This is a genomic window from Candidatus Binatia bacterium (assembly GCA_023150935.1).
In the GTDB taxonomy this organism is placed as follows: Bacteria; Desulfobacterota; Binatia; order HRBIN30; family HRBIN30; genus JAKLJW01.
The window spans coordinates 143354-164704 of record JAKLJW010000002.1 but is presented as its reverse complement, the minus strand read 5'-3'; the positions used below and the strand labels follow the sequence as shown (position 1 = coordinate 164704).

Genomic DNA, 21351 nt, shown 5'->3' with positions numbered 1-21351 from the left:
AAGGCCTACGCAGTACGTTGTCGTCCGATTCTCCCATGTGCCCAACGACGGAAGGCCCGCGCGGGCAACGGCAACCGGTGGTTCGCGTCGGCGAACTGCAACCCGGCGAAACGAAGAAGTTCCTCCTTGCCTGCGACGGGCGGGAGGAGGAGGCGTTCGTGGTCAATCACGATGGCAGGCTCTACGCCTACGTGAATCGCTGCCTGCACGTGCCAATGACCATGGACTGGACCGACAACCGGTTTCTTACGGAAGACAAGCGGTTCATCCTCTGCGCCACTCACGGCGCCTGCTACCTGCCCGACACGGGAGAGTGCGTTGCCGGCCCACCGTGCGGCAAGTTCCTCATTCGGGTGCCCCTGACCGTCTGCGGTGACACGGTGTTCGCGAACTGCCCGGACCCAAAAGAGCTTGACCGCTGACGTCCGGCCGTCGAATCGCGCAAGCTGCGGTGGCCTGTTTCCGGCCATTTCCCGAGCCGCAATCGATGGCGACGAAATCGCACGCGCCAGGGGGACGAGGTTCCGAGCATGGGATCGTTGCGCCGCGCTTCTTGCAGCCGTGCGTGGCCTTTGAGTAGATCTTGCTCTACAGAATTGGGTATGAGCGTCGAATTCGCCAAAGCCATCGTCGTCGGAGCCTCCAGCGGCATCGGAGAGGCCATCGCCGTGCAACTCGCGTGCGGCGGCGCCGACGTCGCCATTCTCGGCCGGCGCGCCGACGAGCTGGAGCGGATTGCCGTCACCCTGCCGGGCAAGCTGACTCCGTTCGTGCACGACGTGGCGGACGCCGATGCGGTCCCGGAGCTGTTCGCGCGGATCGTGGAAAAGCTTGGCGGACTCGACACGCTGATCTACGCCGCCGGCACGATGCCACCGATTGCCGAGGGCGAGTACAGCTTTCCCAAGGACCGCGACATGATCGTCGTCAACCTGCTCGGCGCCATGGCGTGGATGAACCTCGCGGCGGCACACTTCGAGGCGGCGCGGCGAGGCACCATCCTCGGTATATCGAGCATCGCCGGCGAGCGCGGGCGGCGTGGCAACCCGGCCTATTGCACGTCGAAGGCGGCGCTATCGACGTACCTCGAGTCGCTGCGCAATCGGTGTTCGCGCTACGGGGTCAACGTCGTGACCGTAAAACCCGGCTTCGTCGATACCGCCATGACGCGCGGCATGCCGGGGTTGTTCTGGCTCGTGTCGGCCAACGAGGCGGCCCGGCAGTCGATTGCGCTCGCGCGCCGCGGCAATAGCGCCAGCGGCTTTGTGCCGCCGCGCTGGGCGCTCGTTGCGGGCATCGTCCGGGCGCTGCCCTCCTTCGTCTTCCGCCACCTGAACTTCTAATGAACCTTCTCAAGCGAACGTCGTTGCGCCACACCGCGGAGTTGCGGGTTCTCGAGGGCTTCGGCCGGGCGGTCAGGGCGGTGTGCCGGTACGTCGCGCCGCGCACCGTCGAGGAGCTGGCGCTCACGGTGCAACGGGCGCGGGCCGAGGGACTCACGATCGCGTTCCGCGGCGCCGGCCGGAGCTACGGCGACGCCGCGCTTAACGCCAGCGGACTGGTTGTCGATACGACCGGAATCGATCGTGTCACCGCCTGGGAACCGGCAACCGGGATCATCGACGCGGGTCCCGGCGTCACCATCGAAGGACTGTGGCGGCGTACCATCGAGGACGGTTACTGGCCGGCGGTGGTGCCCGGAACCATGCACCCAACGCTCGCCGGCTGCGTGTCGATGAACGTCCACGGCAAGAACAACTTCCGCGCCGGACCGTTCGGCGACCACGTGCTCGATCTCGACCTGCTCACCCCCGCCGGCGATATCGTGCGTTGCAGCCGGGACGAAAACCCCGACGTCTTTTTCGCCGTTGTCGGCGGGCTCGGCCTGCTCGGCGCAATCACCCGGGTGAGGTTGCAACTGAAGCCGGTCGAGAGCGGCCGCCTGCGAGTCGAGGCGCTTTCCGCCCGCAATCTGGACGAGCTGTTCGATCGTTTCGAAGCGCACCTGCCGCACGGCGACTACGTGGTCGGTTGGGTAGATTGTTTCGCTCGTGCTGCCGAACTGGGCCGCGGTATCATCCACGTTGCCAACTACCTCAGGGCGGGCGAAGACCCGGAAGCGGCGGTATCGTTGCACGTCGAAAGGCAGGGCCTGCCGCCGCGAATCCTCGGTTTCCCGCGCAGCGCACTGTGGCGAATCATGCGCCTGTTCACCAACGATCCGGGGGTGGCGCTGGTGAACGCGGTGAAGTTCTTCACCTCGCGGCTGCAGGACGGCCACACCTATCTGCAATCGCACGTCGCCTTCGCATTCCTCCTCGACTACGTTCCCGACTGGCGACTCGCTTACGGGCCGGAGGGTTTCATCCAGTACCAGATCTTCGTCCCCCACGCCGAGGCGCGCGCGTGCGTCCGCGACGTGCTCGAACTCTGCCGGCAGGAGAACCGCTGCTCGTACCTCGGCGTACTCAAGCGGCATCGTCCCGATCAGTTTCTGCTTTCGCACGCGGTCGACGGCTGGTCGCTGGCGCTCGATTTCCCGGTACGGGCGGGTCAACGCGCCGACCTGTGGGCTCTGACCGAGCGGCTTACCGAGCGTGTTTTGGCGGCGGGCGGCCGGTTCTACTTCGCCAAGGACGCCGTCCTTCGGCCCGCCGACGTCGAGCGGGCCTACGGCCGCGATCGGCTGGCGCGTTTCCTGGCCATCAAGCAGCGACTCGACCCCGACGGTGTCCTTGCCAACGACCTGTGGTCACGGGCGTTGGTGCAGAGCGGGTAGCGCGCACGCTGTTCGCGAACCGTTGGACGCGCGCCTTGGCGCTCGCCAGAACCGCATTATCGCGACCGCCCCGGAAGCGGGCGGCGGCGGATGGCGTGCGCTTCGACCACCGTCATCGTCTTCCAGAGCGAGCGTCCCTGCTCGCGAACAACCTCGGCGATCCGCCTTGCCTTGACCACTGCCCGCAAGCGCGGAAGTCGCACCAGTACAATTCCCGCCGAAGCCGTGCGCTGGCGGAACGCGATTTCGGCAAAGTCCTTGTCGTTCGTGAGCAGGATCCGCCTTTCCCGTCTTGCGCGCGAGAGGACCTCCCGATCTTCGGCGCCCGGACTTTCCTTGGCGATGGAAACGAGGTCGTGCCCTGCATCGCGGAGGGTCCTCTCGATCGCGGATTCGATGCTCTCGTCAGCGAGGAGCTTCATCGAACTGCGCGCACCCGCGGAACGATCTCCTCCGTGCCCACGACCTCGCGCGCATAGGCGATGGCCGCCAAGACATCGTCCCTGGAGAGACGAGGATAGTCTTCAAGAATCTCCTCGATCGGAATGTCCGCCGCAAGTTTTTCGAGGATGATCTCTACGGTGATGCGGGTGCCACGGATGACTGGCTTGCATACCATGACCTCCGGATTGACTTCGATCCTGTCGAGGAGGGACTTCTTCATCGCGCGAGTTCCTTTCCATTCAGTTCCTGCACCACCGTAGACTCGTCGCCACACACGTCAACCGTTTTCGCCGCGATGAGCTTGTAGCCACGCACGGGGTCCGCCGGGGCCCTCGTCGACCATCGCCGGCCGCTCGCCGTTCTGCGGCAGCTTGCCGACACGGAGGGCCTTGCGCCGCCCGTTGTCCGCGGTCGACAAGGATGCAGCGTCGCAACGGCCGGTCTGATCCGGATGCCGGACAGTCAAGGGTCGGCGACCGGCACGCAACAACTTGGGTAAAGACCGGTTCGTGCTATGAGGGGGTGCCAGGGGACGACGACGCTGTCGACGACGACTCAGGACTCGCTGCTGGGTATCGCAGCCCGCGACATCGAACGCCTGACGCGCGTCACCGGCATCCTCGTGCGCCACGGTTTCGGGGCTCTGGCCGGCCGCGCCGACGGCGATGCCGCCCCGGCCGCTTCGCACGCGGAACGCTTCGCCCGGCTGCTGGCCGACCTCGGCCCCACGTTCATCAAGCTCGGGCAGGTGCTTTCCATCCGCCGCGACCTCCTGCCGGCCGAATACATCACCGCCCTGGAGTCGCTGCAGGACAACGCCCCGGAAGTCCCCTTCGCCGCCGTCCGCGAGGTGGTCGAGGTCGGACTCGGCCGTTCGCTTCCCGAGGTATTCCCGGTTTTCGACGAACGCCCGCTCGGCACTGCATCGATCGCGCAGACGCACCGCGCCACGGCCGCCGACGGCACGCCCCTAGTCGTCAAGGTCCAGCGTCCGGGCATCGAACGCATCCTGCGCGGCGATCTCAACATCCTTTACATCGCCGCCCGCGCCCTCGAATCGGCAATCGACGAAATGCAGCTTGCCGCCGTCTCCGAGGTCATTGCCGAGTTCGAACGGGGGCTGCTGCGCGAGCTCGACTTCGCCTCGGAGCTCGAAAACCTGGAGACTGCCCGCCGACTTCTCGACCCGGTGCGCGCCCTGGTCGTCCCCGCACCGCACCGCGAATATAGCTGCCGCACGGTGCTGGCCATGGAGTTCTTCCCCGGCGCATCGTTGCGCACCCTCACGCCCCACAGTGACGCCGCGAAGCGCGTCGTCGAGGAGCTGGTGCACGCCGCCGTCAAGCAGGTGTTCGTCGACGGTTTCTTTCACGGCGACCCGCACCCCGGCAATGTGTTGGTAGACGGCGACGGCCGGATTTGCCTGATCGACTTCGGTCTTACCGGCCGTCTCGACCAATCGCAGCGCGACGACCTGGTCACGCTCATCTTCGCGCTCATCCTCGGCGACGACGCCTCGATCGCGCGCGTTCTGCTGCGCATGGGCACGCCCACGCAGCGCGTCAATATCGCCGAGCTGAGGGCGGAAGTGGCCCGTCTGCGCACAACCTATCTCACCGTCGCGTCGATCGAGGATGTCGATTCCGGCGGCTTCGTCGAGGCTTTCGCCGCCGCGGCCAACGACTTCCGCATCAAGCTCGCGCCCGAATACGCCGTTCTCGTAAAGGCCACGGCAACGCTCGAAGGCATCGTCCGCACGTGGCACCCGCACGTCGACCTCGTGGGCATCGCACGACCCACCGCCGAACGCCTCGTCGCCGCGCGCTGGGGACCGACGCGGCTGCTCGCCAACGCCATGGGCGGCGCCACCGAGGTCAGCAGCCTGCTGCGCAGCCTCCCGGCCCAACTCGAACAGATCCTGCAGGACGCCGAACAGGGCAGCCTGCAGGTGCGCGCTGTGTCGCCGGGGCTCGACGATCTACCCCAGCGTATCCATCAGCTTGCCAGTCGCCTGTCGCTGGCGGGTTTTGCCGCGTCGATGTCGATTTGCACCGCCCTGCTCGTCCCCACCGTGTCGCACTCCCAGCTCGGCAGCTTTCTCTGCACCGTTACCTTGCTGCTGTCGGTGGGAGGCTGGACGACTCTGCTCTGGTGGCACATCCTCGGCCGCGGCCGCCCGGTCCGTGTCCGCGAACTACTCAAACTGGTGCGGCGAAGCTGAGCGGCGGGAGCGTACCCCCCGGACCGCCGATCGGCGCAACTGACCGAACGGGCCCGACAACCTGCGCTTGCCTGAGCGGCCCAGGAGAGCCACCATCGAGGTGAGGTCGCGATGGTCGCGCTGCGGCTCCTTACGCTCCTTGGAGGGTTCCTGGCGCTGGCGGTGCCGGTAGTACAGGCCGGTCCTGTTGCCGGCGACGGCCTGGCGCTGGTGCGCGTGCCGGTGACGCGCCAGGTCACGGTCCGCGCCATCGCTGCGGCGGGAATGCAGCCGTACCTTCAGATCAGCGGCGCAGACGGCGACTACGCGGTTGCCGGAATCGTCCGTAGACCTGACGGTTCGCTGCCGGAACCCGGCCTGCCCGTACACCTGCTCGACGCGGATACGACGGGAGCGACGTATTACCTGGCGACCGTCTTCCCGCCACGGCCGGCGGTCGATTGGGCAGCCTTCGGCCGTGTGCTCCATGACGACGGTACTAACGTCCTGCTGCGCACGAGCGCCGCGGATGCCGAGCGGCTCGCTGCCGCGGGGGCCGAGATCGCCGCGATTCGTCTCCAGCCGATGGCGTTGCCGCCGCCCGCCGGCGGGGCGGCGGCCACTCTGGCCGTGACCCCACACTCCGCGGTTCAGGCAATGCTCGATCAGGTAAGCACCGCAGCCGTCACCGCTTACGAACAGGAACTGACGGGGGTCGTGGCGCCGGTCATAGATGGCGCGGCCTATACGATCCGCACCCGCCATACGCTGAGCGGAACGCCGATCCAGAAAGCGACCCGATATGTCGGGGCGCGTTTCGCGGCCCGCGGCTTGAGCGTCGAGTACCACAACTGGAACTCCGCAACGTATCCGAACGTGATCGGCGAGATTGCGGGTCAGACCAACCCCGCCGACATCGTCGTCATCGGCGCTCATCTCGACGACATGCCGGCCGGGTCGGTAGCGCCCGGGGCCGACGACAACGCCAGTGGCTCCACCGCGGTGCTTATCGCGGCCGACGTCCTGAGCCAGTACCAGTGGGCGTGTACGCTGCGCTTTGCGCTCTGGACCGGCGAGGAGCAGGGGCTGTTGGGCAGTCGTGCGTATGCGCAGCGAGCGTTCGGGCGCAGCGAGGCAATCCGCGGCTATCTCAACCTCGACATGATCGGATACGACTCCAGCGGTTACGGCGAGATCTCCCTGATATCACGCAGCGGCGTGCCGGGCTCGGAGGCCATGATGAACCTGTTCGCCGACGTGATCGACGCTTACGACCTCGACTTGGCGCCGCTGAAGCGAGTTGACGACAACGTGGGTAACTACAGCGACAACGCCTCGTTCTGGACGTACGGCTACGCGTCGATCCTGGCCATCGAGGGGCTCACCTACGGCTTGACGCCCTACTACCACACCACGTCGGACACGCTGGCAACGCTCGATGTCCCGTACATGACGGAGTTCGCGAAGGCGGCGCTGGGAACCTTTGTGCATCTGAGCGACTGTCTGCTGAACGCGACGCCGACGGCTACCGCCACGCCGACCCCGAGCGCTTCGCCCTCGCCCGTGCCTCCCACCCCTACCGCCACCCCGACGTGGGCCGTGAGCGGCACTGTGAGCTACTACGCCGGCGGTCACCCGATCGCCAACGCGGCAGTCGAGCTGGTCGGGCCCTCCACCGTCGCCACCACCACCGCCGCCGACGGCGGGTACGCGTGCGCCGGGGCGTTACCCGGAACGACGACGCTGACTCCAGGCAAGCACGGCGACACCGGCAGCGCGGTCAGTGCCCTCGACGCCGCCTACGTCCTGCAGAACGTCGTCGGCATAAGGGTCTTCGACGCGCAGCAGGCGTTGGCGTGCGAGATCACGGGCAACGGAGCGTTGAGTGCGCTCGATGCGTCGCTGATTCTGCAGAAGACGATCGGGCTGATCGGCTCGTTTCCGGTGGAGACTGCGTGTGGCAGCGAGTGGGTTTTCGTGCCCATGCCGGCAGCGGCGCCCAATCAGCGCCTCGTGCCGCCCGTCACTGTGAGCGGTTGCCAGGCCGGCGCCATTGCTTACGAACCCCTGAGCGGCCCCGCGGCGGGGCAGGACTTCGCCGGTGTGGTCTTCGGCGACTGCAGCGGCAACTGGACACCGACGGGCGCAGCGGTTGCCGGCGGCGTTGCAGCAACGGCGGCACGAGTACGTTCGGGCCACCCGCTGCGCCGACCCGATCGGCTGGTGGTACCCGTCGTTGTGGATGCGGCGGCTCCATTCCACGCCGTCGAGTTGGAGCTTCAGGCGGTATCCGGCACGAACCTGGCACGGGTCAGGCGCGGTCCGGCGGCGGCCGGAGCGGCGGTCGCGGCGGCAGTCGACCCCGCCGGCCGCACCCGCATAGCTCTGGCGTCGGCGGCAGGCATGGACGCCGAACGCGGCCCCCTGCTGTACGTGGATGTCCGCGGCGACCGCGATCGTGCAGCGCCGCCGCGTCTGGTGCGGGCCCGCATCGACGACGGACGGTGGCACTGAGCCGGGGCATCGAACTCCCGGTCGCTTGCCCCGACGTCCCGACTGCGGAAAACCCTAATTCCCCAACCGCCCGCTGGCGCGCCCGTCGAACAGGTTGGCGAGAGTGCGGGCCAACTCGTGGACGGTATCCGGCTTCGGGATCACGGCCTCGACCCCCAGGCGGGCGGCCGTTTCCCGGTTTTCGGCGCGCACATAACCGGACGTCATGACGATCGGGATGTCGGGCCGCGCCACCCGCGCCGCGGACGCAAGGTCGAACCCCGAGAGCACCGGCATGGCGATGTCCGTCACAATGACGTCGAACTCCTGCGGTGCTGCCCGGAACTGGGCCAGGGCCGCCGTCGGGTCCTGACATCCGGTGACCGCATAGCCCATGCGGGTGAGTGAGCGGGTAACGAGGAACACAAGGGCATCGTCGTCGTCGACGTAGAGCACGCGCTGCCCGCGTCCCCTGGCGGGAGCCGGGAGCGAAGGCGCCGCGGCACCCTTCGGTGCGCCGGCGCTCGGGAAATACAGATGCACGGTCGAACCCACTCCCGGCTGGCTCTCGACCGCCACCGCACCGCCGCAGCTCTTCATGATGCCGTGGACGACCGACAGACCGAGACCCGCGCCCTGCCCGGTCGGCCTGGTGGTAAAAAACGGGTCGAAGATGCGCTCGAGGGTTAAGCTGTCCATGCCGCACCCATTGTCTTGCAGGCGCAGGTGAAGGTAGTCGCCGGCGGCCAGCTCGGCCGGCAGCGACGGGGCGCCGTCTGCACGGTCGAGGGTGACGGCGATCCGGCCGCGCCGCTGTCCTATGGCGTGCGCCGCGTTGGTCGCGAGGTTGACGATAATCTGGTGCATCTCGCCGGCATCGGCGACCACCAATGGCAGGCCTGGCGCACGTTGGATACCAATGTCGATCATCGCGGGCAGGGTGGCGCGCACGAACCGCAACGCTTCTTCCACGACGGAGCCGAGGTCGAGCGCTTCGCCGCGTCGTTCGCCAGGGCGGCCGAAGGCGAGGATGCGCCGAACCAGCTCGATGGCTCGCGTACTTGCCCGGGAGATCTCGGCGAGGCTGGTGTGCGCAGGGTGGCCCGGGGGTAGATCCGCCACCGCCAGGTGCACATTGCCGGTAATTGCCAGCAGAAGGTTGTTGAACTCGTGGGCGATACCGCCGGCGAGAGTGCCCAGGGCATCGAGCTTCTGCGCCCGGCGCAGCGACTCTTCGGTGCGGCGCGCGTCAGTGACGTCGCGGAAACTCCAGACGCGCCCGACGATGTCCTCCCCCAGGCGCTGCGGCTGCGAGTAGCGTTCGAACACCCGCCCGTCCTTGAAATGGAGCACATCGAAACTGCTGGCATCGGCGTTGCGATAGAGCTGGTGGACCTTATCGAGGAACCCCTCGGGGTCGACGAGTTGAGGGAGTACAAAGTTCAGCGCCGTCGAGTCGTCGGTGGAGGCGAGCACCTCCTCTTGAATACGCCACATATCGGCGAAGCGCCGGTTGTACGCGCTTATGCGTCCGTCCAGATCGACAACCAGGATGCCGTCGGCGGTCGACTCCAGCGTGGCGCGCAAGAGCGAAGCCGCGGACGCGAGACTCGCCTGGGCGGCCTTACGATCCGTGATGTCGGAGTGCGTACCGACAACCCGGACGGCGTCTCCCCGGGCATCGCGCACTACTAACGACCGCGACACGACGTGACGGAATGACCCGTCCTTGTGCCGCAGCCTGTACTCCAGCTCGACCTTGTCGGTCCTTCCCCGGGTCACCTCTGCCATTGCGGTGGCGATTACCGGAGTGTCGTCAGGGTGTACGAGGGCGCGCCACGAATCGATGTGGTTCTCCAACTCCGCATCGGCGTAACCCAGGATCTCCTTCCACCGCGGAGAGAAGTACATCTCTCCGGTCGCGAGGTCCCAGTCCCAGATGCCGTCGTTGGCGCCGCGCAGGGCGAGCTCCAGCCGCTCCTTGGCGCGGCGGAGTTCTTCACCGGCGCCGGCGTCGTTGGTAACCGCGCCCTTCCTGTGTACCCGGGCCATTCCAATCCGACCTTAGAAACCTAAAGGGCGCGTAAGTCCAGTCCGGGTTGGCGGTCGGCGGATAACCCCGGTGCCGGTTTTCAGGCCTGCGCCGCGCGGGGCCGGCCACTCTATCAACGGCCGCGCGGCATGACGGAGGTGAGTACGCCGGCGGCGGGCAGGTAGCAGGCATTGACGTAGTCGCGCACCATGCGATCGGCGTTGAACCGCGCCGCGAGCGTGATCATGGCGTGCTTCATGCGCGCCACCCAGCCGTGTGGGACGTTGTCGGGGCCGCGGTCGTAGTAGAGCGGCACGACCTCGTATTCGAGTACGTCGTAAAGCGAGGCGGCGTCGTTGGCGTCCTGTCGGATCGGATCGCTGTGCGTAAGTCCGTTGCCGATCGAGAAACCGTTCTCCCCGTCGTAAGCCTCGACCCACCAGCCGTCGAGTACGGAAAGGTTAAGCGCCCCGTTGAGCAACGCCTTCTGGCCGCTCGTACCGCAGGCTTCGAGCGGGCGGCGGGGCGTGTTCAGCCACACGTCGGTGCCCTGCACGAGATGGCGCGTCACGTTGAAGTCGTAGTCGACGATGAACACGACGCGCTCCCGGAAGCGCGGGTCGCGCGAGAGTTCGATGACGCGCTGCAGAACGCGCTTGCCGTTATCGTCGCGCGGATGCGCCTTGCCGGCGAGGATGATCTGCACCGGTCGGCCGGGGCCGTTGACGATGCGCGCCAGCCGGTCGGGGTCGGCAAACAGCAAGCCGGCCCGTTTGTACTCGGCGAAACGGCGGGCGAAAGACACCAGCAAGACGTCGCCGTCCAGGGCCGGAACGTAGGGGTCGAGATCGGGGTTCTCCCGGGCCTGCTGTTCGCACCGTCGCACGACGTAGTTGAGCAGGCGGCGCTTCTGCACCTGGTGCGCCTCCCACAGGGCGGCGTCGTCGATGTCCGCCACGACCTGCCACAGTTCGGGCGAGGCGATGCGGCACTGCCAGTCGCGGCCGAAGTATCTTTCGTACAGGGTGGACATGGCGGGCGAGATCCACGAAGGCGCGTGGACGCCGTTGGTGATGTGGCCGACCGGCACCTCCTGCTCGGGACGGTTCGGCCACAGGCATTGCCACATCTGGCGAGAGACGTGCCCATGCAGCGCGGACACGGCGTTGGCATAGCGTGCGGACCTCAATCCAAGCACGGTCATGCAGAACGATTCGTGCGGATCGGCCGGGTTGACCCGCCCGAGCGACAGCAGGTCCTGCGGGCCGATGCCGACCTCGCGTTGCAGCCAGCCGAGATGTTCGAGCACCAGTGCGGGGGGAAAGCGGTCGTGTCCGGCCGGCACCGGCGTGTGCGTGGTGAAGACCGTGCGCATGGCAACCTCGCGGTGCGCGGCCCAGAAGCCGATACCCTCGGCGGCGGCGCGCCGGCGCGCTACCTCGAGGGCGGCGAAAGCGCTGTGGCCCTCGTTGATGTGCAGCACGGCCGGCGAGATCCCGAGCGTCTCCAGCATTCGGGTGCCGCCGATGCCAAGAACAATCTCCTGGCGGAGACGGGTACGTTCGTCGCCGCCGTACAACTGCGCGGTCAGGGCGCGATTCACCTGCGAGTTGCCGTCGACGTCCGAGTCGAGCAGAAGCAGGGTCGCCCGCCCGACGTCGGCGAGCCACGCGCCGACACAGAGGACGTCGCCGTCGAGCGGAACTTGGACGACCAGCGGCGGACCTTCCGCTGCCGCCCGACGGAAGGGCAGTGCATCGAGGCCGACGTTGCAGTTGAAGGTCGGGCCGGAACCGGGGAACAGGGCCCCGTCGCTGACGACGACGCGCCGCAACGGCAGTTGGCTCAAGTCGACCTGTCCGTAGCTTTCGAATTGCCATCCGCTGGCGTCGAGGCGCTGCCGGAAGTAGCCCTGACCGTAAAAGATACCGACACCGACGATCGGCACGCCGAGGTCGGAGGCGCCCTTGAGGTGGTCGCCGGCGAGCGCCCCGAGCCCGCCGGAATAGATCGGCAACGACTCGTGCAGCGCGAACTCGGCCGAGAAATAGGCGACCGGACGGGTCCGCAGAGCGTTGCATGCCACGCTCCCCCAGGCGGTTCGGTCGCGCAGGTATTCCCCCTGACGGCGAAAGGCTTGATTGATACGGCTTTCGAGCGCGGTTTCTTCGGCGCGCCGGGCGAGTAGATCCGGGGGCAGCATGCTTACGAAAGCGACCGGGTTGTGATTCGCGGCGCGCCACAGACCGGGGTCGAGATCGCGCATCAGGGAGATGACCTCGGGCTGCCACGCCCACCACAGGTTGCGCGCCAGGTCGTTGAGGCGCTTCACGAGAGAAAGAGAATGAGTCAGGTTATCCACTTATCCGTTCCTCACCCGCGCAAGCCTAGCACAGTGTACGTCCACGTCGCCGACGACGACGCGGCGGGCATCGCGGCATCGAGCGGCGGCGTTTCCGCCGCCTCCCGGGCAGGTCACCCGAACGCCGTCCAATCGGGTGCCGACAGCCAATCGCGCACCGGTTCGGTAACGGCGTCGAAATCGAGCCCGTTCCGATTCGCCAGGCGGTCGAGTTGAGCGACCGCCTCATCCAGCAGGCGCCGGCTCTCACTGGCGCCGGCCCCGGTAGCGATTGTCCGCCCGAGTCCGGACCGGTCGACGAGGTCGCGTGCGGCCGTCCCCGGGGAGCGATCGTGCCGATACAGCCGCAAGACGTCGACGACGGCCCGCACGGCGTCCATACGCAACGCTCGTCCCGGCGGTACCGGCACGCCGTGGGCGGCCCGTTCCGTGACCAGATCGGCAAGATCGACGGCGAAAAACGGCGGCCCCAGCAGGGCCAGCTCTGCCACCCCGTCGTCGCGATCGGCCAGCGCACGCAGCCCGAGGAGGAAGCGCCGCAGAAACCACGCCGGCCGGGTCGGCAAGCTGTCGCCGGCGGCAGTACCCGGTATCGCTTTCGGATCGGAACCCCGGAGTCGGGCGAATTGCGCCGCCGGGTGCTCCGCGGGCAGGCGCGACAGGCGCAGCGCGCTGCGGGCCCAGGCCGAGTCGCCACAGACGACACGGAAAGCACACGCGACGCAGTCGCCTCCGCGCACCGTGCGTGGAAAGGTGCCCGCCGCCAACATCGCACCTGCCACGCCCAGCCACTCGCGCGTCCGCCGGCGTAGCTCCTCCAATTGCCGCCCCTCGAAGATCCGCTGCACCGTCTCGGGCAGCGCCGGCGATACATATGCGGCCGTCGCAATGCGCTCCCCGCCCTGCCGGTCGCAGGCTTCCAGAGCAAGGACGTACGTGCCCAGTTGCAGGTCGCGGGTCGGGTTGAGGGGTTCCGCATCGAGGGGCCACAAGCGGCCGGTCTTGAGGTCGCGCAGTGCCAGCTCGCCCGACGCCAGCCGGTCCAGCCGGTCGACCGCGCCACGCAAGTACAGGGTCGCCGCGCCGGCCTCGAGCGCCACGGGCTCGGGGTCGCCAAAGGTCGATTCGCTGGCCACGAAGGCGCGCGGCGGCAGCAGCCATTCGTGGCGAACGAGCTGCGCCATCTGCAACCCCAGTCGTTCCCGTACCGCCTCGGCGGCCCCGGCGACGGGCAGCGGCTGCGCCAGAAACTGCTCGTCGAGCAGGTCGCTCAGGGTCCCTGCGGCCACGGCGCACCAGGTGTCCAGCGATCCTTCCCGCTTGCAAAGGGCAGGACCGGCAACGGCGAAGAACCTCTCGGCCGCAGTGTGGAAGAGTTGGCCGTAAACGATCGGCGACACCGTATCGGCGGCCGGTCGCGCCGGAGGTTCGCGCAGGAAAAGGATACGTTCCAGCAGGAATCGGTACGGACAAGCAAGGAGGGCGGCGACCGCAGTTGCCGACAGTGGGCGCTGTGGTGTCAAGCCGGGCGGCACCACGGTTGCCCAGGCATCGGCTTCGATGAACCCATCGAGTGGGCCTGAAGTATTGGCTGCAATAGCTGCCAGCAGCGCCTGGACCCGCGTCGCCGCCACCACGCTCTCGACGTTTGCGGCGCGCGGACCGGCGGAAAGGTCGGCTGAGCCCGCATCGACGGCTTCGGCGCCAGCAATTGCCGGTGCACTCTCACCGGGCTTCTCCCGCGCGTTCTCGATTCGTCCGAGGGCGAGCGGGAAACCCAGAACGGCCGCGGCGAGCGCGTGCACGGCATCACGGCCCACAGTGGGGGCAGCATCGGCCGGGGGCATCGAGGCAGCGACGACGGTCCGGAGAACGTCCGGCAGGTCAGGGGGGTCGGCCGGCATGCGCACCGAGCGCCGCGCGAAGTCGGCCACCGCCGCCGCAGCGACTGTCACCGAAGCGGCGGTCGCGCAGCAGGCGGCGAGTTCTTGCAGTGCGGCGACCCCGGGCAGTATCGGCTCGACGTCCTTCAGCCAACGCCGGGCGGCCTGATTATCGAGGGCACGGCGACGACGTTCGCCGAGCGGCGCGCGTTCGGCGTTCGCCAACTCGCGCAGGAGACAGTCGCGCCGCTGCCGCAGGCGGCCAAGCCAGTCGAGAGACACCCCATCGGCCCCAACCACACCGGCCATCCCGATCCCAAAGGCGATGTCTCGCGCCCGCGATGGCGATAATCGGTCATGACGATCGTCGCGTGCCTGGGTGGCGCGCCGCAGCCAGGGCAGGACGCGCACGGTCTCGTCGAGCGCCAGGCCGGAGGCCACGGCCCGCAGGACACCGAGCAGACGGCGACCGCCCGGTGTAAGGCCCAGGGTCACGCCAGCGGCGGCAGGATGTTCGGCTCTCGGGGCCCGGGAATCGTCGGGGCTCATCACGGCATCACCTCGCGGATGCCGTCGACCGAGTTCTGCACGTACCAGACACGAAGAGCGCCGCGAGAAGACGGTTGAGCGCGCCGCCTAACGGCAGGGCGTGTGCGGGCTCCGGAACCTGGTCTCTACTCTTCGACTCTCGACCGACCCTCTAATAGTCCTCGATGTAGTTCTGGATGACGATCTTGCGAACGTACTCGGTCAACTCGTCGCGTTGGTCGAGGGTATAGGCGCGCGTGTCGATCGGCTCGCCGAGCGCCAGCTTCACGCGTCCGCCCGGCTTGATGATCATTCGCCGTTTGGGCAGGAACTTCCGCGTGCCGCTTACGCTGAGCGGCACGATCGGCAGACCGGTACGCAGCGCCAGCGTGATGCCGCCCTTCTTGAACGCATGGACCTTACCGTCAGGGCTGCGCGTGCCCTCGGCGTAAAAGAGAATGCAGAAGCCCTTGTCGATTTGCGCGGCGACGCGCTCGTTGATGCAGGCGACCGCCGCTTCCGGGTTGGCGCGGTCGATGATGATGTGATCGCTGACCGCGAGGGCCTGCCCGAGAAACGGCAGGCTGAGCAACTCCTTCTTGGCCACGAAATGGATGGTGAGCGGTAAGGCGCCGAGCGTCGCCCAGATGTCGAAGTTACTGAGATGATTCGAGACCAGCACGTACGACCGTTTGGGGTCGAGACGTTCGAGGCCCTCGACATCGACGTTGATTCCGCAGACCTTCAACATCCAGCGGGCCCAGAATCGGCCGAGCACGTCGACCGGCCAAGGCTCGCGCAATGCGAGGGTCAGGCCGAGCGCCGCCGTCCCCATGAACATTGTGCTGAAGAAGATGTAAATGTCCGCCACCAACCCCCAGAGCAAGTGCACGGCTCGCATGAAGGCCTCGACGGGCAGGGCAGCGGTGGAGTCCAGATTGCGTGGCGCGTGAGCCATACGACAACGTCTCCCGGAGGGCGGAGAGTAGCGCAGGTCCCCGCGGGTCTGCAACTTGGGATTGCGGAAGAGTCGGGACGCCGTCGAACGCAGCGCCCGGCGCTAACCGCGCCGTAATGGGTCCATGAGCGCTCCCGAGCTTATCGGCACCCGGTTAACGTCCGCCGCTGCTGGTAAACAGAATCATCCCGCGGTCGCCGGCCACCCAACCGGTCTCGAGATCGACGAATGCCACCGCGCCGAGGGGGTCGAACGTGATACTCTCGAGCGGTTCCCAGGTCGTGCCGCCGTCGGTGGTACCCATGATCAGGCCGTAGTCGCCGACGGCCCAGACGTTTTGCGCGTCCCGGGCGAAGACGCCGAAGAGCGGATCGGGCGGATCGACGTTGCCGTCTTGCGGGGCCCAGGTCGATCCTCCGTTGTTGGTGTAGAGGATGACCTGCCGGGGTGTTTCGTCGTCGGGAGTCCCCCCTACGGCCCAGCAGGTCTGCCCGACACAGGTCACACCGTAAAGCGGTTCCGTGGTGCCACTGACCTGCGCCGTCCACGTTGTGCCACCATTACTGGTGTGCACGATCGTTCCGGCATTGCCGACGGCCCACCCGTTTTGCGCATCTACGAAGGCAACCGCATTGAGGGTCTGTGTGGTGTTGCTCGTCTGGGGAGTCCACGAATTGCCGCCATCGGTGGTGCGTATGATCGTGGCGCCGCCACTGCCGGCGGGGCAACCTCCGAGCGCGTTGTTCACCGCCTGGATGATCTCGTCGATGGTGACCGTCCCGGTATCGTCCGGGTCCATGGCGGGGCACTGGCTCACCGGCGCGAGGCCGTTTGCGATGTTGACGCCGATGATGATCTCGTCGACGGTGACCTCGCCGTCGCCGCTGCAGTCGCCGACGCAAACCCCGGTGGCGATCCCGCCAACCGCCCACCCGGTGCCGCCATCGACGAACCGGATACTCAACAGGGGCGCCGAAGTGCCGGTGTCCAGAGGGCTCCAGGTCACGCCGCCGTCCTGCGTACGCAGAACGGTACCGAAATCGCCCGCGACCCACGCCACCTGGGGGTCCAGCGAGGTGACGGAGAAAAGCCCCGCGGTGCTGCCGGAGTCCAGCGCGCTCCAGGTCAGGCCGCCGTTGTCCGTGCGCGCGATCGTGCCGAAGTCGCCCACGGCGTAGCCGTCGGAAGACGTCGGGAAGGCGAGCCCGAACAGGGTATTCGTCGGGGCCGGGTTGAGGAGGTGCCAGGCGGCGCCGCCGTTGGTGGAGCGCAGGAGAGTGCCGGCGGCGCCGACCACCCAGCCGTTCTGCGCATCGAGAAAGACGACCCCGTACATCGGATTGGTGTTGAGCGACGGCTGCGACACCCAGGTCGCTCCGCCGTCGGCCGTGCGAATGATCTCTCCCTCGCCGGTTTCGAAGTCGGGGTCGCCGACGGCCCAGCCGTTCTGGGTGTCGAGCATAAAGACCGACCAGAGCAGCGACTCGGTGCCGCTCGCCCCGAGCTTCCACACGAGGCCCCCGTCGGTCGTGTACAGCACAACGCCGTCTTCACCGACCGCAATGGCGTGCTGGGCATCGGCGGCACTAACGGCCACCAGGGATCGGTCGGTGGCAGAGACCTGCGCCGCCCAGGTCGCACCGCCGTCCTCGGTGTGCAGGATGACCGCCCGACTGGTGGTTGGGTCGACGTCGCCAATCGCCCAGCCGTTACTGGCGTCGGCGAAGCTCACCCCTGTGAGTCCCGTGCTTATGCCACTGGCCTGTGGAGTCCACGTGGCGCCGGCATCGGTCGTTGCGAGGATGGTTCCGTCCGACCCGACAACCCAGCCGATCTGCACGTCGGCGAAGGACACCGCCGCCAGTGCCGCCGTGGTCCCGCTGGTTTGTTTGGTCCAGAGCGCGCCACCGTTGCCCGTGGCGATTATCGTACCCCCGTCGCCCACCGCCCACCCGGTCTGGGCGTTGACGAATTTAACCGCAAACAGATCGGCGTCCACGCCGGAGGTCTGCTCGACCCAGCTCGTTCCGGCATTGGTGGTGCGGAAGACCTGCCCGAAGATCCCCACCGCCCAGCCGGCCCCGCCGGTCACGAAGCTGACACCGTAGAAATCGTCCACCGTCGGGCGCGGGTTCTGTTGCACCCACGGCTGGGCTTCTGCGCGGGTGGCGGGATCTGCCAAAAGTACTGTCGAGAGCAGCCCCAGAACCGCAGCTCGATGCCATCGACCGAACCGCGTGCGACGAACGACTGTAATCATTCCATGACGCTTTCCGGCGCCAGGCGACGCCTCATAGGCCCCACGAAAGACTGGACGTCGGCGTGATGCAAACGACGACGCTCCGGCCCTCGGTGATGGGCGCCAACCGCCGGTACGGTTTGTACTTGCGATACAGGGCGAGCCGCACCCGCCGGAAGGCGGCACCCTGGTCGATAATGCTGGCCGAACCGCGAATCATCACGCCCGTGCGCCGTTTCCAGTTGTCGGCGTATACATCGAATACCAGCGCCACTCGCGGGTTGGAACGTAAATCTCGCACCTTACGCGCCGCGGCCGGGCTGGCGAAGTACAGTCGCCCGTTCAGAGCCACCGGACATACCGGAACATTGTTCGGCACCCCGCCGTCCCCAACGGTAGCCACACGGGCCACCGGTTGGCTGCGAATAAATGCGAGAACCTTCCCACTCAGCCTGTGCACCATCGCCTTCCGGTCAACCCTCGCGTTCGTAACGAATTTCCGAGGGCCTAACAAGCAAATTGCGCGGGCGACGCGTTTGACTTGGCCGCCCGGTGAACAAGGCTCTCGTCCGTCACCCGGCAGGAGCCGTCAGGACAATTTCCCTTCTTCGTCGACTTTTTCGACGGGCCGCTGGTAGAGTCCGGTGCATGGGCCGACCGTTCCCCCACGTTGCGCGCGCCGATGACCTGGAGCATACCTGACCGAACTCGTGAACTCGCCGGCGTCAACCAACCATAGTCGCGTCGAGAGAGGCAGCGCGTGGACGTCCTGGTAGTCATCGATCCACTCGATTCCCTGAATCTGACGACCGAAACGTCCCTGCTCCTGATCGAGGAAATGGCCCGGCGCGGGCATCGGTGTGCCGTGGCCACGCTCGGGGACCTTTACCTCACCGAACACGGCGCCGGGGTGCGGGCGCAGCCGATCGCCCTGGATCTGGGGCAGCGGCCTTACTACCGCCTCGGCGCGGCAAGCGAGTGCGAATTCGAAGCCTTCGACCTGGTTCTGTTCCGCAAGGATCCGCCGGTCGACGAAGCCTACGTGACCGCAACCCTGATCCTGGATCGGGCCGCCGCCGTCGTCCCGGTGGTGAACGATCCGGCCAGCCTCCGTACGGTCAACGAGAAGCTCCTGGCCCTGGAGGTCCCCGAATTCACTCCACCCACACTGGTCAGCAACGACCCCGACCGCCTCGCGGCGTTTGCCGCGCAGCACGAGCGGATCGTCGTGAAACCGCTCACGGATTGCAGCGGCCGGGGCATCGCCGTGGTGGCGGCCGGCGAGGCCCCGGCGACGCTGCGCGCTTTCGTCAGCGCCCAGCAGGGCCGGTACGTCGTTGCGCAGCGTTTCCTGCCGGGCGTCGCGGCGGGAGACAAGCGAATCTTCCTGCTCGACGGGGAGGCGATCGGCGCGGTCAACCGCGTCCCCCTCGGCCCCGACCGGCTCGCCAACATCCACCAGGGCGCACGCGTGGCCGCAACCACTATAACGCCGCGGGAACGAGCGATCGTCGCGGCACTGCGGCCGATCCTGCGCGCCCGGCGGCTGTGGCTGGCAGGGATCGACGTCATTGACGGCTGGCTCACGGAGGTGAACGTCACCAGTCCGTCCGCCGCGCGGCAGATAAACGCAGTGAGCGGGAGCCGGATCGAGGTACCGATCGTCGACTTCCTCGAGCGACTCGCCGGAGCGCCGCGAGGCAAGCGCACCGGTTAACGGAATGTCGAGCGAAGTCCGACCTCTGAGGATGGCCGCCACTGACCGGGACCGTGGTGGGCGGTTACGAAACAGTGGTTCATTGACAGGTGCACAGGTTGGGGGTATCCGTCAGTGGTCTGTTAAGCTCGCGAGTGCGCGTATTCGAGCTTATCGGCAACGGGGCTGCGCCGAGGGGGTCCGGGGCAGCGATGGAGGGTTCGGGATGGGTCACCGGATAGCCCGTATGGCGCCGAGCGCCGTTCTTGGTCCCGCGCACCGAGTGAGCAAGTGCGCCGCAGTCTGCGTGCTGTCGGCGGTCGCCGTCCTGCTCCTCGCCGCTACCGTTGACGCAAGAGAGCAGGGCACCGCGCCCGTGCGTGGCAAAGCCCGGGCCGCCCTGGCGCCGGCTTCGGGTACCGGCAAGACCCAGAACCCAACGCTTAGTTTCGAAATCGTCGCACCCGCAGGCGGTACCATAAGCTACGCCGGTGGCGCCAACCCGCTGGTCGGGACCGACATCGATATTGGCCGCGTCGTCAGCCTCTTGACTCCACTTAACCCGGGGGTGACGCGGACCTGCGTGTCCTGCAAGCTTGCCTTCACGACGGGAGCACTGTCCTCCACCACGGCAACCGAGTGGATTTTCGGTGCCGGTGCTTCGATGACGATAATCGGCGGTGTCGACCTGGACAATGACGGCCTGTCGAGTCCAGGGGACATCCCCCCGGGAACGACGTTGCTGTCGGGCCCGTTTACGAGTTCGGCTCTCGCCTCCGTGGTAACGGGTACCGTGCGGCTCGCGACCGGTACGGTGGGCGACCATAAGAATCAGCAGTTGCTGGACTATTTCGGACTCCCCGATGTCACCTTCATCGGCGACCTCAATCTGACCTTCGAGTCCAGCGCTAACCCGCCGGCGGCTTTCACGAGCACTCAGATATTCAGTGGCAACGTCTCCAACGAACAGAGCTCCGAAGTTACCCCGACCCCGACGCAGACTCCGACCGATACGCCGACTCTGACCCCGACTGAAACCGCCACCGCCACCCCTTCGGACTCCCCGACCCTCACCCCGACGGCGACCCCGACCGAGACTCCCACTGCTACGGCCACACCGACGGAAACCGCGACGACGACGCCAACCGACACGCCGACCAATACCCCCACGGCGACGCCGACCGATACGCCCACGGCATCCCCAACCAACACTCCCACGACGACCCCGACTCCAACCGACACGCCCACGCACACCCCCACCGAGACCCCGACCTCCACCCCCACCGCGACGCCGACCGATACGGCGACGTCGACGCCGACCGTCACTAACACCCCAACCCGCACACCGACACCGACCCCGAGCGGTACACCGACGGTCACCCCGACCCGCACTGCCACGCCTTCGGTCACCAACACGCCGACGATCACCCCGACCCGTACCGTAACGCCGACGCCAACGCAGACCGGAACGGTCACCCCGACCCCGCCCTTGCCCACGCACACGCCAACTCGCACGCCCTCCGAGTGCGAAGACTGCGGCCCCAACCGTGGATGCCTCGACGGTATCGACAACGACAACAACGGATACACGGACTGCGCCGACCCCGCCTGCGCCAATTCGCTACTGTGCTTCAAGCCCGCCCCGGCGGCCTCTGCTCCGCTGACAATGGCACTCGCCGCCGTGCTCGGCCTGGTAGGCGCCATCGGACTCGGGGCGTTGCGGAGGCGGAGATGATG

The 21351-nt window shown here is 67.3% G+C and carries 15 protein-coding genes; 7 read left to right on the top strand and 8 right to left on the bottom strand.

The features are described from left to right. Window positions 1–35 precede the first annotated feature (35 nt). The 3 genes from L6Q96_02895 (at window position 36) to L6Q96_02885 (ending at window position 2779) form a co-directional block, all read left to right on the top strand. Window positions 36–422, top strand: a complete 387-nt coding sequence (locus tag L6Q96_02895; protein ID MCK6553525.1) for a Rieske 2Fe-2S domain-containing protein — start codon at window positions 36–38, stop codon at window positions 420–422. 180 nt (window positions 423–602) lie between these two features. Beyond that, window positions 603–1343, top strand: a complete 741-nt coding sequence (locus L6Q96_02890; GenBank protein ID MCK6553524.1) for an SDR family NAD(P)-dependent oxidoreductase — start codon at window positions 603–605, stop codon at window positions 1341–1343. Then, complete coding sequence (locus tag L6Q96_02885; GenBank protein MCK6553523.1) at window positions 1343–2779, top strand: FAD-binding oxidoreductase; 1437 nt, start codon at window positions 1343–1345, stop codon at window positions 2777–2779. Before L6Q96_02890 ends, L6Q96_02885 begins: the two co-directional genes overlap by 1 nt. Before the next feature lie 56 nt (window positions 2780–2835). Here the strand turns inward: L6Q96_02885 and L6Q96_02880 are convergent, their stop codons facing one another. Together L6Q96_02880 and L6Q96_02875 are read right to left on the bottom strand one after the other, a co-directional pair. Next, on the bottom strand, window positions 2836–3201 hold the full coding sequence (locus tag L6Q96_02880) for a DUF5615 family PIN-like protein (protein ID MCK6553522.1): 366 nt from the start codon (window positions 3199–3201) through the stop codon (window positions 2836–2838). Next, on the bottom strand, window positions 3198–3443 hold the full coding sequence (locus L6Q96_02875) for a DUF433 domain-containing protein (GenBank protein ID MCK6553521.1): 246 nt from the start codon (window positions 3441–3443) through the stop codon (window positions 3198–3200). The genes L6Q96_02880 and L6Q96_02875 overlap by 4 nt, the downstream gene beginning before the upstream one ends. Before the next feature lie 294 nt (window positions 3444–3737). On the opposite strand from L6Q96_02875, the gene L6Q96_02870 reads away from it, so the two are divergent. Both L6Q96_02870 and L6Q96_02865 read left to right on the top strand, forming a co-directional pair. Further along, window positions 3738–5444 (top strand): AarF/UbiB family protein, encoded by a 1707-nt coding sequence (locus L6Q96_02870; GenBank protein ID MCK6553520.1) that lies wholly within the window; start codon window positions 3738–3740, stop codon window positions 5442–5444. Between the two features lie 111 nt (window positions 5445–5555). Further along, entirely contained in the window at window positions 5556–7937 is a 2382-nt protein-coding gene (locus L6Q96_02865) for a M28 family peptidase (protein ID MCK6553519.1), read from the top strand. A gap of 54 nt (window positions 7938–7991) precedes the next feature. Here L6Q96_02865 and L6Q96_02860 read toward each other — a convergent pair whose 3' ends face one another. The 6 genes from L6Q96_02860 to L6Q96_02835 form a co-directional block, all read right to left on the bottom strand. Beyond that, entirely contained in the window at window positions 7992–9968 is a 1977-nt protein-coding gene (locus tag L6Q96_02860; protein ID MCK6553518.1) for a PAS domain-containing protein, read from the bottom strand. A 113-nt stretch (window positions 9969–10081) separates the two neighbouring features. Next, a complete protein-coding gene (gene glgP / locus L6Q96_02855) occupies window positions 10082–12310 on the bottom strand; it encodes an alpha-glucan family phosphorylase (GenBank protein ID MCK6553517.1) in 2229 nt (742 codons plus the stop codon). 113 nt (window positions 12311–12423) lie between these two features. After that, window positions 12424–14742, bottom strand: a complete 2319-nt coding sequence (locus tag L6Q96_02850) for a PD-(D/E)XK nuclease family protein (GenBank protein MCK6553516.1) — start codon at window positions 14740–14742, stop codon at window positions 12424–12426. A gap of 151 nt (window positions 14743–14893) precedes the next feature. Next, a complete protein-coding gene (locus L6Q96_02845) occupies window positions 14894–15679 on the bottom strand; it encodes a 1-acyl-sn-glycerol-3-phosphate acyltransferase (GenBank protein ID MCK6553515.1) in 786 nt (261 codons plus the stop codon). Window positions 15680–15833: 154 nt separating this feature from the next. Next, window positions 15834–17822 (bottom strand): YCF48-related protein, encoded by a 1989-nt coding sequence (locus tag L6Q96_02840; GenBank protein ID MCK6553514.1) that lies wholly within the window; start codon window positions 17820–17822, stop codon window positions 15834–15836. Between the two features lie 148 nt (window positions 17823–17970). After that, entirely contained in the window at window positions 17971–18321 is a 351-nt protein-coding gene (locus L6Q96_02835; protein ID MCK6553513.1) for a pyridoxamine 5'-phosphate oxidase family protein, read from the bottom strand. Between the two features lie 357 nt (window positions 18322–18678). On the opposite strand from L6Q96_02835, the gene gshB reads away from it, so the two are divergent. Both gshB and L6Q96_02825 read left to right on the top strand, forming a co-directional pair. Beyond that, the gene (gshB, locus tag L6Q96_02830; GenBank protein MCK6553512.1) at window positions 18679–19635 is read left to right on the top strand and encodes a glutathione synthase; all 957 of its coding nucleotides are present in this window, start codon (window positions 18679–18681) and stop codon (window positions 19633–19635) included. Between the two features lie 205 nt (window positions 19636–19840). After that, window positions 19841–21349: a hypothetical protein gene (locus L6Q96_02825; GenBank protein MCK6553511.1), complete on the top strand. Its 1509-nt coding sequence runs from the start codon at window positions 19841–19843 to the stop codon at window positions 21347–21349. The last annotated feature ends 2 nt before the right edge of the window (window positions 21350–21351 follow it).